The organism is Roseovarius sp. D0-M9 (assembly GCF_037083805.1).
Classification (GTDB): Bacteria; Pseudomonadota; Alphaproteobacteria; order Rhodobacterales; family Rhodobacteraceae; genus Roseovarius.
Genome location: NZ_JBAPKZ010000009.1, coordinates 49,101 through 64,576, shown reverse-complemented (window position 1 = coordinate 64,576; position 15,476 = coordinate 49,101). Strand labels below are relative to the sequence as shown.

Here is a 15,476-nt window from a genome sequence, read left to right as displayed (position 1 = left end):
AGCCACGCCATGAGCCTCAATACCTTCGGACATATGTTTCGCGTCACCACCTGGGGCGAAAGCCACGGTCCAGCCTTGGGCGCGACTGTGGATGGCTGTCCCCCAGGCGTGGCGGTAGACGAGGCGATGTTGCAGCACTGGCTGGACAAGCGCCGCCCCGGCCAGAACAAGAACATGACCCAGCGCAACGAGCCGGATGCCGTGCGCATCCTGTCGGGGGTGTTCGAGGGCAAGACGACCGGCACGTCGATTCAGCTGATGATCGAGAACACCGATCAGCGCAGCCGCGATTACGGCGACATTGCCAATACATTCCGCCCCGGTCATGCCGATATCACCTATCACCAGAAATACGGGCATCGCGATTATCGCGGTGGCGGGCGCAGCAGCGCGCGTGAGACGGCGGCGCGCGTGGCCGCAGGCGGCATCGCGCGTGCGGCGCTGGATCAGTTGATCCCCGGCGTGGCGATCAAGGGCTATATGACGCGCATGGGCGCGATGGCGCTGGACCGCGCAGCGTTCGATTGGGACGCGATTGACGGCAATGATTTCTGGCTGCCTGATGCGCAGGCGGCGCCCGAATGGGAGGCTTACCTGCAAAAGCTGCGCAAGGATCATAACTCCGTCGGGGCGATCATCGAGATGGTCGCGCGCGGCGTGCCAGCGGGCCTTGGCGCGCCGATCTATGGCAAACTGGACACTGACCTTGCCGCCGCGATGATGTCGATCAACGCCGTCAAGGGCGTCGAGATCGGCGAGGGCATGGCCGCCGCCGAGCTGATGGGCACGGACAACGCGGACGAGATCCACATGGGCGAGAACGGCCCCGAGTATGCCAGCAATCATGCGGGCGGTGTTCTGGGTGGTATATCGACCGGGCAGGAAATCGTTGTGCGCTTTGCGGTCAAGCCGACCTCGTCCATCCTCAGCCCGCGCGCGTCGATCCGCATGGATGGCAGCGCGACAGAGGTTGTCACCAAAGGGCGCCATGACCCTTGCGTCGGAATTCGCGCCGTGCCGGTGGGCGAGGCGATGATGGCCTGTGTCCTGCTCGATCACCTGCTGCTGCATCGCGGGCAGACAGGGGCACTGGGCCCTGTGGGGCGCATCGGCTGACGCGCCCCCGGCGATCGGCAAAAAGTTGAGGCCAAGGCAACCAGAATTGCCTTGGCGCAGGGGTCAGTCGGACATGTCGCCTGTCATGTAGATCAAGGTGGGGCCATCCGTCTTGAAGGCTTGCGTTACGGCCTCTTGCAACTCCTTGAGCGATTTGGGCGCTGCCGCTGCGGCGCCATACGCCTTGGCCAGCGCGCAGAAGTCGGGGTTGTGCGCTATGACCGAATTGGGCGCGATTTGCGCCGCGACCATGCTGTCCTCGATCTCTTTCAGCTTGCCGTTGTCCCACAGAAGGATGGGCAAAGGTTGCCCCAGTTCGACCGCCGTGCCCAATTCCTGCACGGTATATTGGAAGCCATAGTCGCCTGCGATGACGACCGTCGGCAAGCCAGGCCGCGCCGCCGCGCCACCGATGCCGGCGGGCAGTGCATAACCCAGCGTGCCAAAGCCGTAGGGATGGTGCCAGTGGCCCGGACGCTCCATGTCCCAGAACCCTTTGCCGGCATAGGCAAACTGCGTCATATCCGAAAAATACATCGTATCCTCGGGCATCACCTCGCGCAGGGCATCGCAGACGCGCGCGATACCGGGGCGCTCGCTGTCGGCTTCGGCGCGCCAGCGCTTGCGCGCCTTGGCGACCTCATCGGCGGTCCAGGAGGTGTTCGCCTCGTGGCCCTCCAACGCTGTGTTCAGTTCGGTAAAGAAGTCATTTGCGTCCATCTGCACGGCGATACTGCCCGGCTCCTGGCCCAGTGTTTCGGGGTCGATGTCGACGCGGATCATATCGGCTTCATGCTCCAGCTTGGCGCGCCAGAGGTCCGTCTCGGACAGCTCGCTGCCCACGACAACGACCAGATCGGCGCTGCCTGCGACTGCGGCGGTTTCAGGACGGCCCAGATAGCCGCCATAGTGCAGCGGATCGCCCGAAACCGAGATGATGCCGCGCCCGGCATCGGTGGGCAGGCTGGCGGCCTTGAGCGTCAGCAGCGCGCGCCGGGCCTCTTGGGAGGCGCGCACAGCGCCGCCGCCAAGGACAAATAGCGGGCGCTTGGCCGCCTTGATGCGCTCTGCGATCCCATCCGGCATCACATGGCGCACACGGGTGGTTTGTGGCGGCGTCTCGGGGGCAGGCTCGGCCTCTCCCTCAAGCTGGGCGATGGGCACCTGAATATGCTTGGTGCGGGCGCGTTTGGACTGAAATTCGCTCAGGGCGCGATCGATCAGGGTGTAGGCGGCCGCCGCGCTGCCTGCGGTATGGGACCAGTCGGACACGGTCGCGCCTGCGGCCTGTTGATCCAGCATCTGGTGCAGCTGGCCGCGCGTCGCGGCAGTATCGTCAAGGCAAGAGGATAGCACCAGCAGGGGCACGCTATCGGAATAGGCCTGCCCCATCGGTGTCATCGCGTTGCACAGGCCGGGGCCCGTGATGACGTAGGCCACCCCCGGCTTGCCGCTCGCGCGCGCATATCCATCGGCCATGAAGCCTGCGCCCTGCTCGTGACGGGCGAGGAGATGGCGGATCCCCGCCTCTTCGATGCCGCGATACATCTCCTGATTATGCACGCCGGGAATACCAAAGATGGTATCCACCCCGCGTGATTTAAGCATATGCGAGATTTGTGCGCCCAAGGGGCGCGTGCGGGATGTGTCAGACATCAGATCCTCCAGAATGAGACAGTAAACAGGGCGTAGACCACCAGAAGTTCCAGCCTGCCGACCAGCATGGCGGCGGTCAGGATCCACTTGGCGGTGTCGTTGAGAGTGGAAAAGTTGCCCGCCGGGCCGATCGTGTCGCCAAGGCCTGGCCCGATGTTGCCCAGTGCCGTGGCCGCCCCCGAAATGGCGGTGGTGAAGTCGAGGCCGGTCATGCCGAGCAGCACGGCGATCAGGCCCAGACTGACGGTAAAGAAAACGAAGAACGACATTACCGAATTCAAGACATCGTCGCCCACCGTCTTGCCCGCATATCGCGGTGTGAAGATGCCATGCGGCGCGCGGATGCGAGCCAGCTGCACGCGGATGGAGGCGAACAGCAGTTGATAGCGAAAGATCTTGATCGAACATGAGGTCGATCCGGCGCAGCCACCGATGAGCCCGGTAAAGAAGAAGATCGATACCGCGAAGGGCCCCCAGAGCATGTAGTTATCGCTGGAGTACCCGGTGCCGGTAATGATCGAAACCACGTTGAACAGCACCTCGCGAAACGTCTCTTCGGTGAGCTGTGCGCGTTGCAGGAATTGCCAGGCCGTCAGCACGCCGACGATGCAAAGGATGGTGATGAAAAAGCCGCGCACCTGCGGATCGCCCAAGAGCGGCTTTGCGGTGCCGGCAATCAGCTGCACGAACCGCACAAACGGCAGCGCGGACAGGATCATGAAAAAAACTGCAACGTATTCTGCCGCAGGGGGCAGGGCATCGAAGGACGCATCGTAGTTTGCCATGCCCCCGGTCGAGACGGTCGTCAGGGCATGCACGGTGGCGTCGAAGGGCGTCATGCCGGTCAGGACATAGGCCATCATGCAGGCGATGGTCATGCCTAGATAGATGACCGAAATGCGGCTGGCGATTTCAGTGGCGCGCGGCAGGATCTTGCCCATCGTGTCGAACGCCTCGGCGCGAAAGAGCTGCATGCCGCCGACGCGCAACTCGGGCAGGAACACCATGGCGACGACGATGATGCCGACCCCGCCCAGCCATTGCATGATGCCGCGCCACAAGAGGATCCCCTTGGGCAGCGTGTCGAGCCCCGTTACGACAGTCGATCCGGTGGTCGTGAGGCCCGACATCGCCTCGAACACCGCGTCGGTGAAATCGAGACCCGTCGCGCCCAGCATGAAGGGCAGCGCGCCAAAAAGCGGCAGCACCACCCAAACGCCGGTGGTCAGCAGGAACGTCTGCCGGATGGTCAGGCCCTCGCCCACCCCGTTGCGGCATGCACCTGCGACGAGGCCGCCGATCAGGCAGGTCAGGATCGACGATTGTGCAAAGACATGCCAGTGATCGCGTCCCTCTCCGATGTCGACCACGAGGGGAAGCACCATAGCCAGCCCCAGAGCCGTCAATGTCAGGCCGATGACATATCCAACCGGGCGCAGATCCAGCATCGGGCGCTTTTGCGCGCGTGAACGTGCCTCGGCCTCGCGCGCCTGAGAGATGACGGGGCTCTGCATGTCAGCCCGTCAGCGGGCCGGATCGGTAGCGAAAGACGCCGGTGGCGGAGGCGGCGACTGCGCCCGTCTCGTCCGTGACGGTGGCCTCGGCAAAATAGGTGCGCCGCCCTCCGCCCGTCCGGCGTGCCGTCGCGATGATGCGTTTGCCCTGCAATTGACCGATGTAATTGACGGTCATCGACAGGGTTAGCGCGTTCTGCTGATTGCCCGGCTCGCCAGTATAGCAGCCCGCATAGCCCATCGCCGTGTCCAGCAGCAGCGCATGGATGCCGCCGTGCAGCAGGCCCTGCCGATTGTGCAGATGCGGCGCAAACTCCAGTTCGACCACGGCATGATCCCGCGACCACTCTGTCAGCTCGAATCCCAGATGGGTTTGCAGCCCCGAGGGCGGCTCGAGCAGGGAGGGAGAGAGGGGCATTTCGGTCATGGCGGGGCCTTTTTGCTCGCGACAAAGAGATAGGTGGCACAAAGCTGCGCTCGCCGCAATCTCGCGTGACCTTGACCCCGGTGGGGGTTAAGGAGCATTTACCAGATGCCAACTCGCCAGAGCCCCCTTGCCACAGCCCCCGGAGCGCGCCAATGACATTCGACCGCAAGATCAAGATCGCCCCGTCGATCCTCTCAGCCGATTTCGCCAATTTCGGGCAGGAAATTCGCGCCATCGAGGATCAGGGCTGTGACTGGGTGCATGTCGATGTCATGGACGGGCATTTCGTGCCGAACCTGACCTTTGGCCCGCCCCTTTTGGCGGCCATTCGGCCACATATCCAGACCGTCATGGACGTGCATCTGATGATCTCGCCGGTTGATGCCTATATCGATGCCTATGCAGACGCGGGCGCCGATATCCTGACCGCGCATCTTGAGGCGGGGCCGCACATCCACCGCACCCTTCAGGCCATTCGCGGCGCTGGTTGCAAGGTGGGCCTTGCGCTGAACCCCGGCACGGGTCTGGATGCGCTGCCCCATCTGCTGGACATGGTGGATCTGATTTGCGTCATGACGGTCAACCCCGGTTTTGGCGGTCAGAAGTTCATTCACAGCCAGATTGAAAAAGTGCGCGCCTTGCGCGCCATGATCGGGGACCGCCCCATCCACATCGAGATCGATGGCGGCATCACGCCCGAGACCGCGCCCTTGATGGCCGAAGCGGGGGCGGATGTCCTTGTTGCGGGCTCCGGCGTCTTCAAGGGGGGCAGCGTCCAGAACCCCGGCATCTATGGGGACAATATCCGCGCAATCCGCAGCGCCGCTGAAGCGGCAATGACCTAGCAGCGCTCAGTCCTGTCCGCTCAGCCCGACTGGATCAGTCCAACCGTATCGTGATGCGCGCGCTCCGCCCGGCGGCGTCGATCACGGCGATCTGGCTGAAGCCCTTGCCGAGGCCGGGGATATTGGCCTGCTCGCCGCGAATGCCTGTCAGTCTGGGGGTGCCATTGGCCAGCCACGTATAGGGCGGGGTACCGCCGCGCACCTTGACTGGCAGCCCCGGCGCCTCGCCCGCAAGGCGCGCGCCATCGGGCGGAAAGATCAACTCGGGCGCGCCCTTGTCGGTGACGAAGGCAGCGCCGCGCCCGGCAAAGTGGCGCAGGGGCTGCGGCAGCTCGGCGGTGCCGACGATCAGCGTCTCCGGCGGGGGGCGGGGCAAGGGATCAAATGCAGGCTTCAGCCGCTGGAATGCCTCGAAAAGGATTGGCGCGGCCAGATCGCCGCCAAATGCGCCCGGCACCGGCGTCCCGTCGGGCCGCCCGATCCAGACGCCCGCGACATGCGCGCCGTCCCATCCCAGCGCCCATGCATCGCGGTGCCCATAGGAGGTGCCGGTCTTGTAGGCGAGCGCGCGGGCAGGGGCGTTGGGGGGCGGCGCGAGACCTGACAGGATATCGCCGACCTGCCACGCGGCAGCGCGTCCAAGAATGCGGGTGCTGGCCCCCTCTGCACCCTGCCGCCAATGCAGCGGGATCGCCTCGCCGCCCCGCGCGAGGGCGGCGTAGAGTTGCACCATATCCGACAGGCTGACCCCCACGCCGCCCAGTGCCACGGCAAGGCCCGCGTGATCGCCGGGCAGCTCGGGGCGCATCCCGGCGCGGCGCATCACATCCATGAGGTGCGCGGGGCCAATGGCGTCCATCAGGCGCACCGGCGGGATATTGAGCGACTGGCGCAGGGCATCGGTGACGGTCACCTCGCCCCGAAAATGGCCGTCGAAATTCTGCGGCGCATAGTCGCCGAAACGCGCCGGGGCATCGTCGATCAGGGTCTGCGGATGGGCCAGCCCCCGGTCGAAGGCCATCGCGTAGATCGCCGGCTTGAGCGTCGATCCGGGCGAGCGCAGCGCCTTGGTCATGTCGACAAAGCCCTGCCGCGCGCCGCCCGCATAGCCCGCCGAGCCGACCGAGGCGAGAATCTCGCCGCTGCGGTGATTGGCCAGAAGGATGGCGACCGAGACCCCACCGGGCAGGCCGCGCACCGCGCGGGCGGCCAGCGTCTCAAGCTGGGCCTGTAGCGCGGCATCAATGGTCAGATCATGGTGCAGCGCGCTTGGGCTCTCGGCGAGGGCGCGATCGGACAAATGCGGCGCAAGCGCGGGAAAGGGCCGGCGCGCCGTCGGCACGGGGTCCAGCTTGGCCGCCTCGGCGTCGTCGTGGCTGAGCACGCCGCTCTGCGCCATGCGGTCCAGCACGCGGTCGCGCGCGCCTTGGGCGGCGGCCGGATGCCGGTCCGGTCGGCGGGTTTCGGGCGACTGGGGCAGGGCCACCAACAGCGCCGCCTCGGCGGGGGTCAGGCGAGCCGGCTCCTTGCCGAACCATGCGAGCGTGGCGGCGCGGATACCTTCGATATTGCCGCCATAGGGCGCGCGGCTGAGGTAGATGCGCAGGATCTCATCCTTGGTCAGCCGCCGCTCCAGCGCCAGTGCCAGTCGGATCTGGCGCAGCTTGCCTGCCCATTCGCCGGTGCTGCCTTCCTCCATCAGGCGCGCGACCTGCATCGTCAGTGTCGAGGCGCCCGAGACGATGCCGCCCTGCGCCACCGCCTGCGCGGCGGCGCGCAGCATGGCACGCAGATCAACGCCCGAATGGCTGTGATACCGGCGATCCTCGTAGGCGATCAGCATATCGGTAAAGGCTGGATCGACCGGCCCCGGCGCCAGCCGCCACCGGCCATCGGCTACGGTGTAGATGCGCAAAGGGCGCCCGCTGCGGTCCAGCACCTCGGTGCCTGTTGTGGTCAGCAGCGCAGGCAGGGGCGTGGCCGCGATCCAGCGGTCCGCCGCATCGCGCCCGCCCGCGCCAATGGTAAGCGCTAGGGCAACCGCAAAGAGCCAATGATGCGCGCGCATGGCCTATTCCGTGACCGTCATCGCGCCGGTATCGGTGTTTGCTCGATACGCAGGGCGATACATATCCTCGACCGTGGCGGCGGGGTGGTGGTAACGGCCCGGCGTCACCGCGCGCACGATATAGGCAAGGCGAAACGGCTGGTCATCGCGCCAATCGACGGCGGCGACAAAGCGGTCGCTGCGAAACTCCGTGTGCTCCGCATAGGCTGTCTCGAGCCAGTCGAGGGCGCCGATATCGCCGGAGGTGACGAGGTTCGGATTGTCGATCTCCAGCCCGGCGGGCAGCGCGTCATCGACAATCAGACGCGCCTCGCTGGCCTCAAAGGGGGTCACGGTGAGAACCGCGACCAAGCGCGTCCCGGATGGGATATCGTCCAGATTGCGCGCGTTGCCCTCCATGTCGAAGTATTCGCGCTCGATCCCGTAGCCATAGCCATCCGCCGGGCCCGGCACCTCGGGCACGCCAAAGGTGGTCAGGGTGATGTCAGTGGCGCTTGGCGCGGTATTCACGATGGCCTGCGGCGAAAGCGTTTCGGCAGCAAGCTTGCGGATGAACGGCCCGGCTATCTCGCCGCCATTCAGGGTCAGGCCGCTTGCCCCCGTTTCATCGATCAGCGCATGGGCGGCCAGAAGGCTCCACGCCTCTTCCTGGGTCGACAGGTGCGGGCCCGTGGTGGCAAGGCTGCGCGCCAGCCCCTCGGTATCGCCGGCCTCGCTGCCGGCCTCGATGATCAGGGCCAGCACGCCCGCGCGGTCACGCAAGGCCGTGCCGTAATCGCTGCGCCAGACGGGTTTGTCCTCCTCCTCGCCCATACTGTCCAACGCGGCGCGGAACATCGCGTCCGCGCGGCTGGGATCCCCGTAGGAGGCAAGCGCCGCGCCCAGTTGCGCCTGCGCGAGGGGCGTCGCGAAATCGGCGCCTTTGACATCGGCATAATACCGCAGATCACCCATGGCCGCCGCGCCTTCGCGGGCGAGCACCATGAGCGCATAGGCAATGTCCTCGCCGCCCTCGTCAAAGTCGGGGGCGTAGTTCACGCGGTTGCGCAGGTTGTCCATCGCCATGGCAAAGGCCAGATCCGGCACGCCATATCCCTCGGCGCGGGCGCGGGACAGGAAATCCGCGACATAAGCGTCGAGCCAGAAATCGCCGGATTGCGCCTGCCAGAGCCCAAAAGCGCCGCTGGCTGTCTGCCGCGTCAGGACGCGCGAGACGGCCTCATCGACGCGCGCCTTGATGGCGGCGTCACTGCCCATGCCAAGGGCGCTGGCGACCTGATTGAAATACAGCAGCGGCAGCGCGCGGGATGTGACCTGCTCGGTGCAGCCGTAGGCATAACGGTCCAGCGATTGCAGCAGCCCGGCAACGTTCAGCCGCGCTATGGCCCCCGCCGAGATGACGGCCTCGCCGGTGCCTTGGCGATACCCGGCAAAGACATCGTCCGTGAGCGTAAATGTGTCGCCTGCCGCGAGTTGGAATTGACGCGTCTGCGACACGGCCGGGTCATTGGCGCGCACCGGAAGGGTCAGAGATTTGGTCAGCTGCTGGCCATCCGGCGTGGTCAGTGCGATGCGGATGGTGTGATCGCCCACCTCGCCCGCAGTGATGGGCAGCCGAAGCGTCTGTTTCTGTCCCTCGGCAAGGTCAATGCCCGGCGGCACATCGCCCGCCAGGGTGAGGCCATCTGCTGCCGTCACGTCCAAACTGGCGCGGCCCGTGGGGCCGGTCGCGTGAACGATCTCGAGCAACATCGAACTGGCATCGCCGGGCGCAAGGAACCGCGGCACGGAGGCGGTCAGCACGACAGGATCGCGCGCCAGCACCTCGGCCTCGGCCTGCCCGACGCCCACCGCGCTCCAGCCGATGGCCATGAGGCTAATGGTGCCGTTGAAGTCGGGAATGTCAAAAGATGCCTCGGCCCTGCCATCCGGCCCAACGGCCAGTGGGCCGGTGAAATAGGCCACCAGATCCTCTGTCGGCGGAGGAGATTGGCGCTGCATCCCGTTGCCTGCATCCCCGCCCGAGCGCACAATCCCCTCGGCGCCGGTCATGCCGTCGATGAGGCGGCCATAGATATCGCGGATCTCGACGCCAAGGCGGCGCTGGCCAAAGTAATGCGCGGACGGGTCGGGGCTGGGATGCCCTGTGAGGTTGAGAATGCCCACATCCACGGCGGCAAGGGTGACAAAGCCTGCCTCGCCGTTCAGCCCATCCACCTTGACGCGGGCGGTCATGGGGCCGCGCGGATCCACCTCCTTGGGGGCGTCGATGCTGACGCTCAGCTGGCGGGCGCCCGGATCGATGCCGGCATATGCAAGGCCGAGGCTACGGGCGGGATTTTGCCCGGCAGACACATCCATCGGGCGGATGAGCTGCGCGGTGACATAGGCGCCGGGCCCCCAGTCTTCGGTGACATCGAGGGGGATGATGTTCTCGCCCTCGGCCATCTCGACGGATTGTCGCGAGATGACACGGTTTGACATGACCGATATCAGTGCCGTCCCAGCATAGCGCGCGTCGATGCGCAGGCGCGCGGTGTCGCCGGGGGTATAGCTGGAAGCATCCAGCGACAGATCCAGCGTGTCGGGGGTCTGGCTGCTGTCGGCGGGCGCATACCAACCTGCGTGGAACTGGACCGACGAGGATGTATAGGCCCCATCCGTCCTCTCGACCAAGAGTTCGTATTCGCCCCATTCCACGGGCGCGGTGACGGTGAGCGGCGTCTCGCCCAGCGCGCCACTGCCCGAGGCGATGCGCGTGCGCGTCGTGATCGGCTCCCAATTCCAGTCGCCATAGTAGCTATACCATTGGTAGCGCGTGTTGATGCGGTTCAGCGTCCACTCGATTTGCATATCGCTGCGGCCAAGGTCCGGCGCGACGGCAATCACGTCAAAGCTGGCCTCGCCGCCCTCGGGGAGAACGCCATCGACCGCAGGCTTGATCCCGATGATCGGTGCAGTGGGCGCAACGGTGCGGCTGATCTGCCGCTCGACCGGGCGACCCGACCCTTCGCGCAGGCGCAAGGTGGCGGTGGCAGTGTAGGGCCGCGTTTCGTCCAGGTTATCGGGCAGGGTCAGCGGCACGCTCAGCCGGCCATCGTCGCCCGTCACGTCGCTGTCGAGAACCTCGACGCGCGGCCCGCTGCTGGCATCATGGCGGCCAAAGGCATAGCCGGGGTGCGCGTCAAGGCGGCGCGCCGGGCGCAGCACGAGGCTGCCTTCGGATTTGAGGCCCGCGCCGGGTGCGCCAAAGAGATATTCGGCATCGACTTCCAGCGGGGGCAGGGCGGCTGCGTTCAGCGTGCCCTCGGGCAGGGACAGTTCGAAATCTATTCTCTCCGGCAGGAAGTCCTCGACCAGAACTTGCGTGCTGGCGAGGGCGGGCGCGTCGACGTCGGCCTTGATATCCAAGGTCCAGGTGCCGCGGGGGGCCGTCTGACCCACGGGCAGGGCAAAGACATGGCCGCCTGCCGCGTCATCAGCCGACAGGGCGCGCGTATACTCGACGCCATCGGGGCGCGTCAGGATTGCCGTCAAGGGCAGGCCGGTGGTCGCCTCGGCAGTGTCGCCGCGCGCCAGTGCTGTTGCATGAATGACCTCGCCCGCGCGGTAGGCGCCCCGGTCCGTGGCGAGAAAGACATCGACGGGCGGCGCGGGCGCGCGCCCCGCGACGCCGCGATCAGACAGATCGAATGCGGGATCGGTCAGGGATAAAAAGGCCGCATCCGCCTCGCCCTGCTTGGCAAGGATGAGCGCAGGAGAGGCACCATCTATGCCGCGCGCGTGTCCGGGATCAAAGCGAGCGTGGCCTTCGGCATCCGTCATGGCGGTGGCCAGCACCGCATTGGCGCGCGACAGCAGCGTCACCTCGATCCCCTCCAGCGCATCCGCGCTGTCAAGGCTACGGGCAAAGACGTGCAGACCATCATTTCCCGAAAGGGTCGTCAGCCCCAGGTCGGTCAGCACGAACCATTGCGTCGCCCCCACATCGTCATGGCGATCGACGCCCTCGATGCTGGCGGTCAGGGTATAGATGCCCGTCGGCTGCTCCTTGAGAACGTCGCCCAGTGGCAGGCGTGTGGTCATCGTGCGGTTCAGCGAGTTTTCGACCTCGCCCGTGCCGGTCCAGACCTCCTGCGCGATGTTCTGCGAAAACGCCTCGCGCGAATAGCCATCCAGCGGGCGGCCGAAAGAGCCGTTCTGCATTGTGCGCAGGAGGTTGCGGTCGCTGATGCGCCGCAGGCTCAGCTGCACTTCATCGAGGTTGACCGTCTCGACCGGCAGCGCGGCATCTGCGGCGCGCGGCAGCACATAGGCCCGGCCCGGAAAGGTGACCTTGGGCGCGCGGTCGCGGACATAGGCGGTGATCTGGACATCCTTGGTCAGGGTCTGGCCATCCGCCGCAGGCAGGCCCTGGCGAAACGTGATTGCATAGCGCTCGCCGTGCTGAACGCCGTCGACGCAGATCTGGCGCTGGTCTGGTTGCACGACGAGGCCGGGATCGGGCAGGCGCACGAAGGGTGCATAATCCTGCCCTGCCTCGATCAGATCCTCGGAAAACTCGGCGCAGATGCGCGGCGCGGCGCTGTCTGCCTCGGTGTTGTTGTCCACGATGCGAAAGCCGTATTTGGCGACCGCATCCTCCAGCGCGGCCGTCACATCGGCGCGCGGCTGGATCCCGTCGGCAAGGCGGAGCGCGCGGACCATGTCCGCGCCCCGGCCCGCGCGCTCCAGCGCCTCGGCCATGATCAGGAGGGCGTTGACGCGCGTGCCACCCGAAAGGGCGCGCAAATACGCATTGGCGCTGGCCGTAACGGCGCGCCGCGTATGCTGCGACTGGTTTTCATCAATCTCGAGAGAGAGGCGTGCGAAATCCGTCCAATGCTCGGCCAGATCGCTGGTGGCAGTCCCGGCCCCCATCCAGCGCATCGCATTCAGCATGTCGCCGCTGGCCTCACGCGCCTGCGCGGCTGCGATCATCGCGCCAAGGTCATAGTTGCCGCCCGAATGCAGCCGGCCAAGCTTTTCTGCCTGCGTGCGCGCCTCTGCCATGGTGCCCGCGCCGAGAAACGCCAGATCGCTGGCGCGCGCCTCGGCCTGCGCCAGCACGGCGGCGCTTGTGGGGACGATGCGGGCTGAAGTTGCCCCCTCGAAAGGCTGCTCTTCGGTGACCGCGCTTTTGGGGAAACAGGCGTTCGATTTGCTGTTGAAGGTGAACGCCTGGCACGCTGGCGCGCTGAGGCAGGCGGTATGGCAGGCCTCATAGGTGGTGTCGAAAAGCGCTGTCAGGTCCGAGCCGTAAAAATCGACATCCGGCGTGATGACCGCGCGCCTGTCGGGCACGGGCTGGGTCTCTGGGGACTGACTGTTTGAGGATTGAGCAGAAGCGCCTGCCGCGCAGCTGACGAAAAGCAAGGTAAGCAGAACGTGGCGCAGCATGGCGGCCTCCTGACAAGGGGATGCAATCATCGTGCCATGCGCGCCCTTGCAGGGCAATGGCCCTGCCAAGCGGCGTTAAGAAGATGTTCACGTCACTGCCGCAAGGTTGCCTGCATCAGGTGACAAGGTGGCTGAGAATCGGCATGGAGCTTGCCAATAAAGTGGCACAGGAACGGCGCGCGCGCCTTGCCGCCGAGCGCCTTCTAGAGCAAAAGCAGGCTGAGCTGCACGCGGCCAACCGCAAGCTGGGCCTGCATGCGCGCGCCCTGTCGGACGAGATCGTAGTCACCCGAGCCAAGGTTCAGACGGTCGAGGATGAAAACCAGCGGGTCAAATCGGATCTGCATGTCGCCAATGAAAAGGTGCAGGTCGCCGAACGGCGGCTCTGGCATTCGATCGAGACAATTCAGGACGGTTTTGCCTTTTTCGATGACAACAGCCGCATGATCGCGGCCAACCCGGCCTATATGTCGGTCTTTGACGGGCTGGAGCTGATCGAGCCGGGCATCAGCTATGTCGAAATTTTGCAGCTGGCCACCGAGGAGGGGATCGTCGATATCGGCGATCTTGCCCCAGCCGCCTGGCGCGAGACGATGCTGGACCGCTGGCAGAGCATCGACCCGGAGCCGACCGTCATCCGCCTGTGGAGCGGCGAATACATCAAGCTGATCGATCAGCGCGGCCATGGCGGTGACGTGGTCAGCCTGGCGCTGAACATCACCGAAACCATCCGCTATGAAGAGCGTCTGAAGGAGGCGCGCGCGCGTGCCGAGGCTGCCAATCGGGCCAAATCGTCCTTCCTCGCCAACATGAGCCACGAAATCCGAACGCCCATGAATGGCATCGTGGGCATGAGCGATCTGCTCAAGGATACCGAGCTGACCGAAGAGCAGCGCCTCTATGCCGATACGATCAAGAACTCGGGCGAGGCGCTCTTGGTCATCATCAACGATGTGCTGGACTACTCCAAGATCGAAGCTGAAAAGCTGGTGCTCAAGCCCGAGCCTTTTGATCTTGAGCGCTGCATTCACGAGTTGATCATGCTGTTGCAGCCCAAGGCGCGCGATCAGGGGCTGGAGATCCTGCTGGATTATGACCTGTTCTTGCCGACGCAATTCATCGGCGATCCGGGCCGGATGCGGCAGGTACTGACGAACCTCATGGGCAATGCGGTCAAGTTTACCGAAAAGGGCCATGTGCTGATCCGGGTGACGGGAATGATGGGCGAGGATGGCAGCGCGCAGGTGCATATCGCGGTCGAGGATACGGGGATCGGCATTCCGGCGGACAAGGTCGAGCATGTGTTCGGTGAATTCAATCAGGTGGATGACGAGCATAATCGCCGGTTCGAGGGCACGGGCCTCGGCCTTGCCATCTCGCAGCAGTTGGTGCGGCTGATGGGCGGGCAGATCTGGGTCGAGAGCGAGCTGGGTGTCGGATCGACCTTCGGCCTTCAGATCACCTTGCCGATGCCCGACGGCGCGGCCGAGCCTGCGCCGGTTGCCATCGCGGGCCTGAGCCGCGCGATGATCGTCGATGGCAACGATGCAAATCGGCAGCTTCTGGAAAAGCGGTTGAACCTGTTCGGCATCGAAACGGTTTGCTGCGCGGATGCGCCAGAGGCGCTGTCCCTTGTCGGGCCACAGGTCGACCTCGTTCTGACCGAGCATCACCTGAACGGAATGGACGGGCTCGAATTGGCCGAGGCGCTGCGTGCGGCGGAGCATGAGATGCCCGTGATCCTGCTGAGCGACAACATTGGCTATGCCGCGCAAGATCCGGCGCGGCCTCTCCTGCATGCCGTCCTGCAAAAACCTGTCTCGCGGCGCGAATTATGCGCGGCGCTCGCGGCGCTGCCTGTGCAGGCGCGGTCCAAAGCGCCAGATGCCCAGCCGGGCGCAGATGATGCCGCTGCGCCCGGCGTGCCAGCGCGCGCTCTGCGTGTGCTGGCCGCCGAGGATAACAAGACGAACCGGCTGGTCTTCTCCAAGATGGTCGCCGCACTCGACATTGATCTGACCTTTGCCGAAAACGGAGTCGAGGCGGTCGCGCTCTATCAGAGCGTTCAGCCCGACATCGTCTTCATGGACATCTCGATGCCGCTGATGGACGGCAAGGAGGCGACGGGCCACATCCGCGACATCGAGAAGAAGACCGGTGTGCATGTGCCCATCGTGGCAATGACCGCCCACGCGATGGACGGGGATGACACCTGCATCCTTGCGGCTGGATTGGACCATTATCTGACCAAGCCACTGCGCAAGGCTGCAATACATGAGCGGATCGTGGAGGCATGTCCTATGAATGTGCGCCCGCTTGTCCCGCCTGTCGCGGATGCGGGGTAGTCCCAAGGCGTTTCGCCCAATCCTCAGATCACAGCGTTTGGCGGAGCGGCGTGCACACGAGGATTG

The 15,476-nt window shown here is 65.4% G+C and carries 8 protein-coding genes; 3 read left to right on the top strand and 5 right to left on the bottom strand.

All coding sequences use genetic code 11. The annotated features are described in order from the left end of the window. Window positions 1-9 precede the first annotated feature (9 nt). Entirely contained in the window at window positions 10-1,116 is a 1,107-nt protein-coding gene (aroC, locus tag V8352_RS08095) for a chorismate synthase (RefSeq protein WP_336423766.1), read from the top strand. Window positions 1,117-1,179: 63 nt separating this feature from the next. Here the strand turns inward: aroC and V8352_RS08090 are convergent, their stop codons facing one another. The 3 genes from V8352_RS08090 to V8352_RS08080 form a co-directional block, all read right to left on the bottom strand. Then, a complete protein-coding gene (locus V8352_RS08090; RefSeq protein ID WP_336423765.1) occupies window positions 1,180-2,772 on the bottom strand; it encodes a thiamine pyrophosphate-binding protein in 1,593 nt (530 codons plus the stop codon). Further along, window positions 2,772-4,220, bottom strand: a complete 1,449-nt coding sequence (locus tag V8352_RS08085; RefSeq protein WP_336423833.1) for a TrkH family potassium uptake protein — start codon at window positions 4,218-4,220, stop codon at window positions 2,772-2,774. Before V8352_RS08085 ends, V8352_RS08090 begins: the two co-directional genes overlap by 1 nt. A gap of 67 nt (window positions 4,221-4,287) precedes the next feature. Then, on the bottom strand, window positions 4,288-4,713 hold the full coding sequence (locus tag V8352_RS08080) for a PaaI family thioesterase (RefSeq protein WP_336423764.1): 426 nt from the start codon (window positions 4,711-4,713) through the stop codon (window positions 4,288-4,290). A 152-nt stretch (window positions 4,714-4,865) separates the two neighbouring features. On the opposite strand from V8352_RS08080, the gene rpe reads away from it, so the two are divergent. Then, window positions 4,866-5,558 carry a ribulose-phosphate 3-epimerase gene (rpe, locus tag V8352_RS08075; protein WP_336423763.1) on the top strand — a complete coding sequence of 231 codons (693 nt, stop codon included), beginning with the start codon at window positions 4,866-4,868 and terminating at the stop codon, window positions 5,556-5,558. Window positions 5,559-5,592: 34 nt separating this feature from the next. Here the strand turns inward: rpe and pbpC are convergent, their stop codons facing one another. Next, complete coding sequence (gene pbpC, locus V8352_RS08070) at window positions 5,593-7,626, bottom strand: penicillin-binding protein 1C (RefSeq protein ID WP_336423762.1); 2,034 nt, start codon at window positions 7,624-7,626, stop codon at window positions 5,593-5,595. Between the two features lie 3 nt (window positions 7,627-7,629). After that, on the bottom strand, window positions 7,630-13,065 hold the full coding sequence (locus V8352_RS08065) for an alpha-2-macroglobulin family protein (protein WP_336423761.1): 5,436 nt from the start codon (window positions 13,063-13,065) through the stop codon (window positions 7,630-7,632). A gap of 143 nt (window positions 13,066-13,208) precedes the next feature. Here V8352_RS08065 and V8352_RS08060 point away from each other — a divergent pair, with 143 nt between their 5' ends. After that, window positions 13,209-15,410, top strand: coding sequence for a response regulator (locus V8352_RS08060; RefSeq protein WP_336423832.1), 2,202 nt, complete (start codon window positions 13,209-13,211; stop codon window positions 15,408-15,410). Window positions 15,411-15,476: the final 66 nt, after the last annotated feature.

Coding starts and splice junctions, on each gene's coding strand:
- V8352_RS08090 (WP_336423765.1), bottom strand. CDS start 2,772: ATGTCTGACACATCCCGCACGCGCCCCTTGGGCGCACAAATCTCGCAT.
- V8352_RS08065 (WP_336423761.1), bottom strand. CDS start 13,065: ATGCTGCGCCACGTTCTGCTTACCTTGCTTTTCGTCAGCTGCGCGGCA.
- V8352_RS08085 (WP_336423833.1), bottom strand. CDS start 4,220: ATGCTGGATCTGCGCCCGGTTGGATATGTCATCGGCCTGACATTGACG.
- rpe (WP_336423763.1), top strand. CDS start 4,866: ATGACATTCGACCGCAAGATCAAGATCGCCCCGTCGATCCTCTCAGCC.
- pbpC (WP_336423762.1), bottom strand. CDS start 7,626: ATGCGCGCGCATCATTGGCTCTTTGCGGTTGCCCTAGCGCTTACCATT.
- aroC (WP_336423766.1), top strand. CDS start 10: ATGAGCCTCAATACCTTCGGACATATGTTTCGCGTCACCACCTGGGGC.
- V8352_RS08080 (WP_336423764.1), bottom strand. CDS start 4,713: ATGACCGAAATGCCCCTCTCTCCCTCCCTGCTCGAGCCGCCCTCGGGG.
- V8352_RS08060 (WP_336423832.1), top strand. CDS start 13,209: ATGGAGCTTGCCAATAAAGTGGCACAGGAACGGCGCGCGCGCCTTGCC.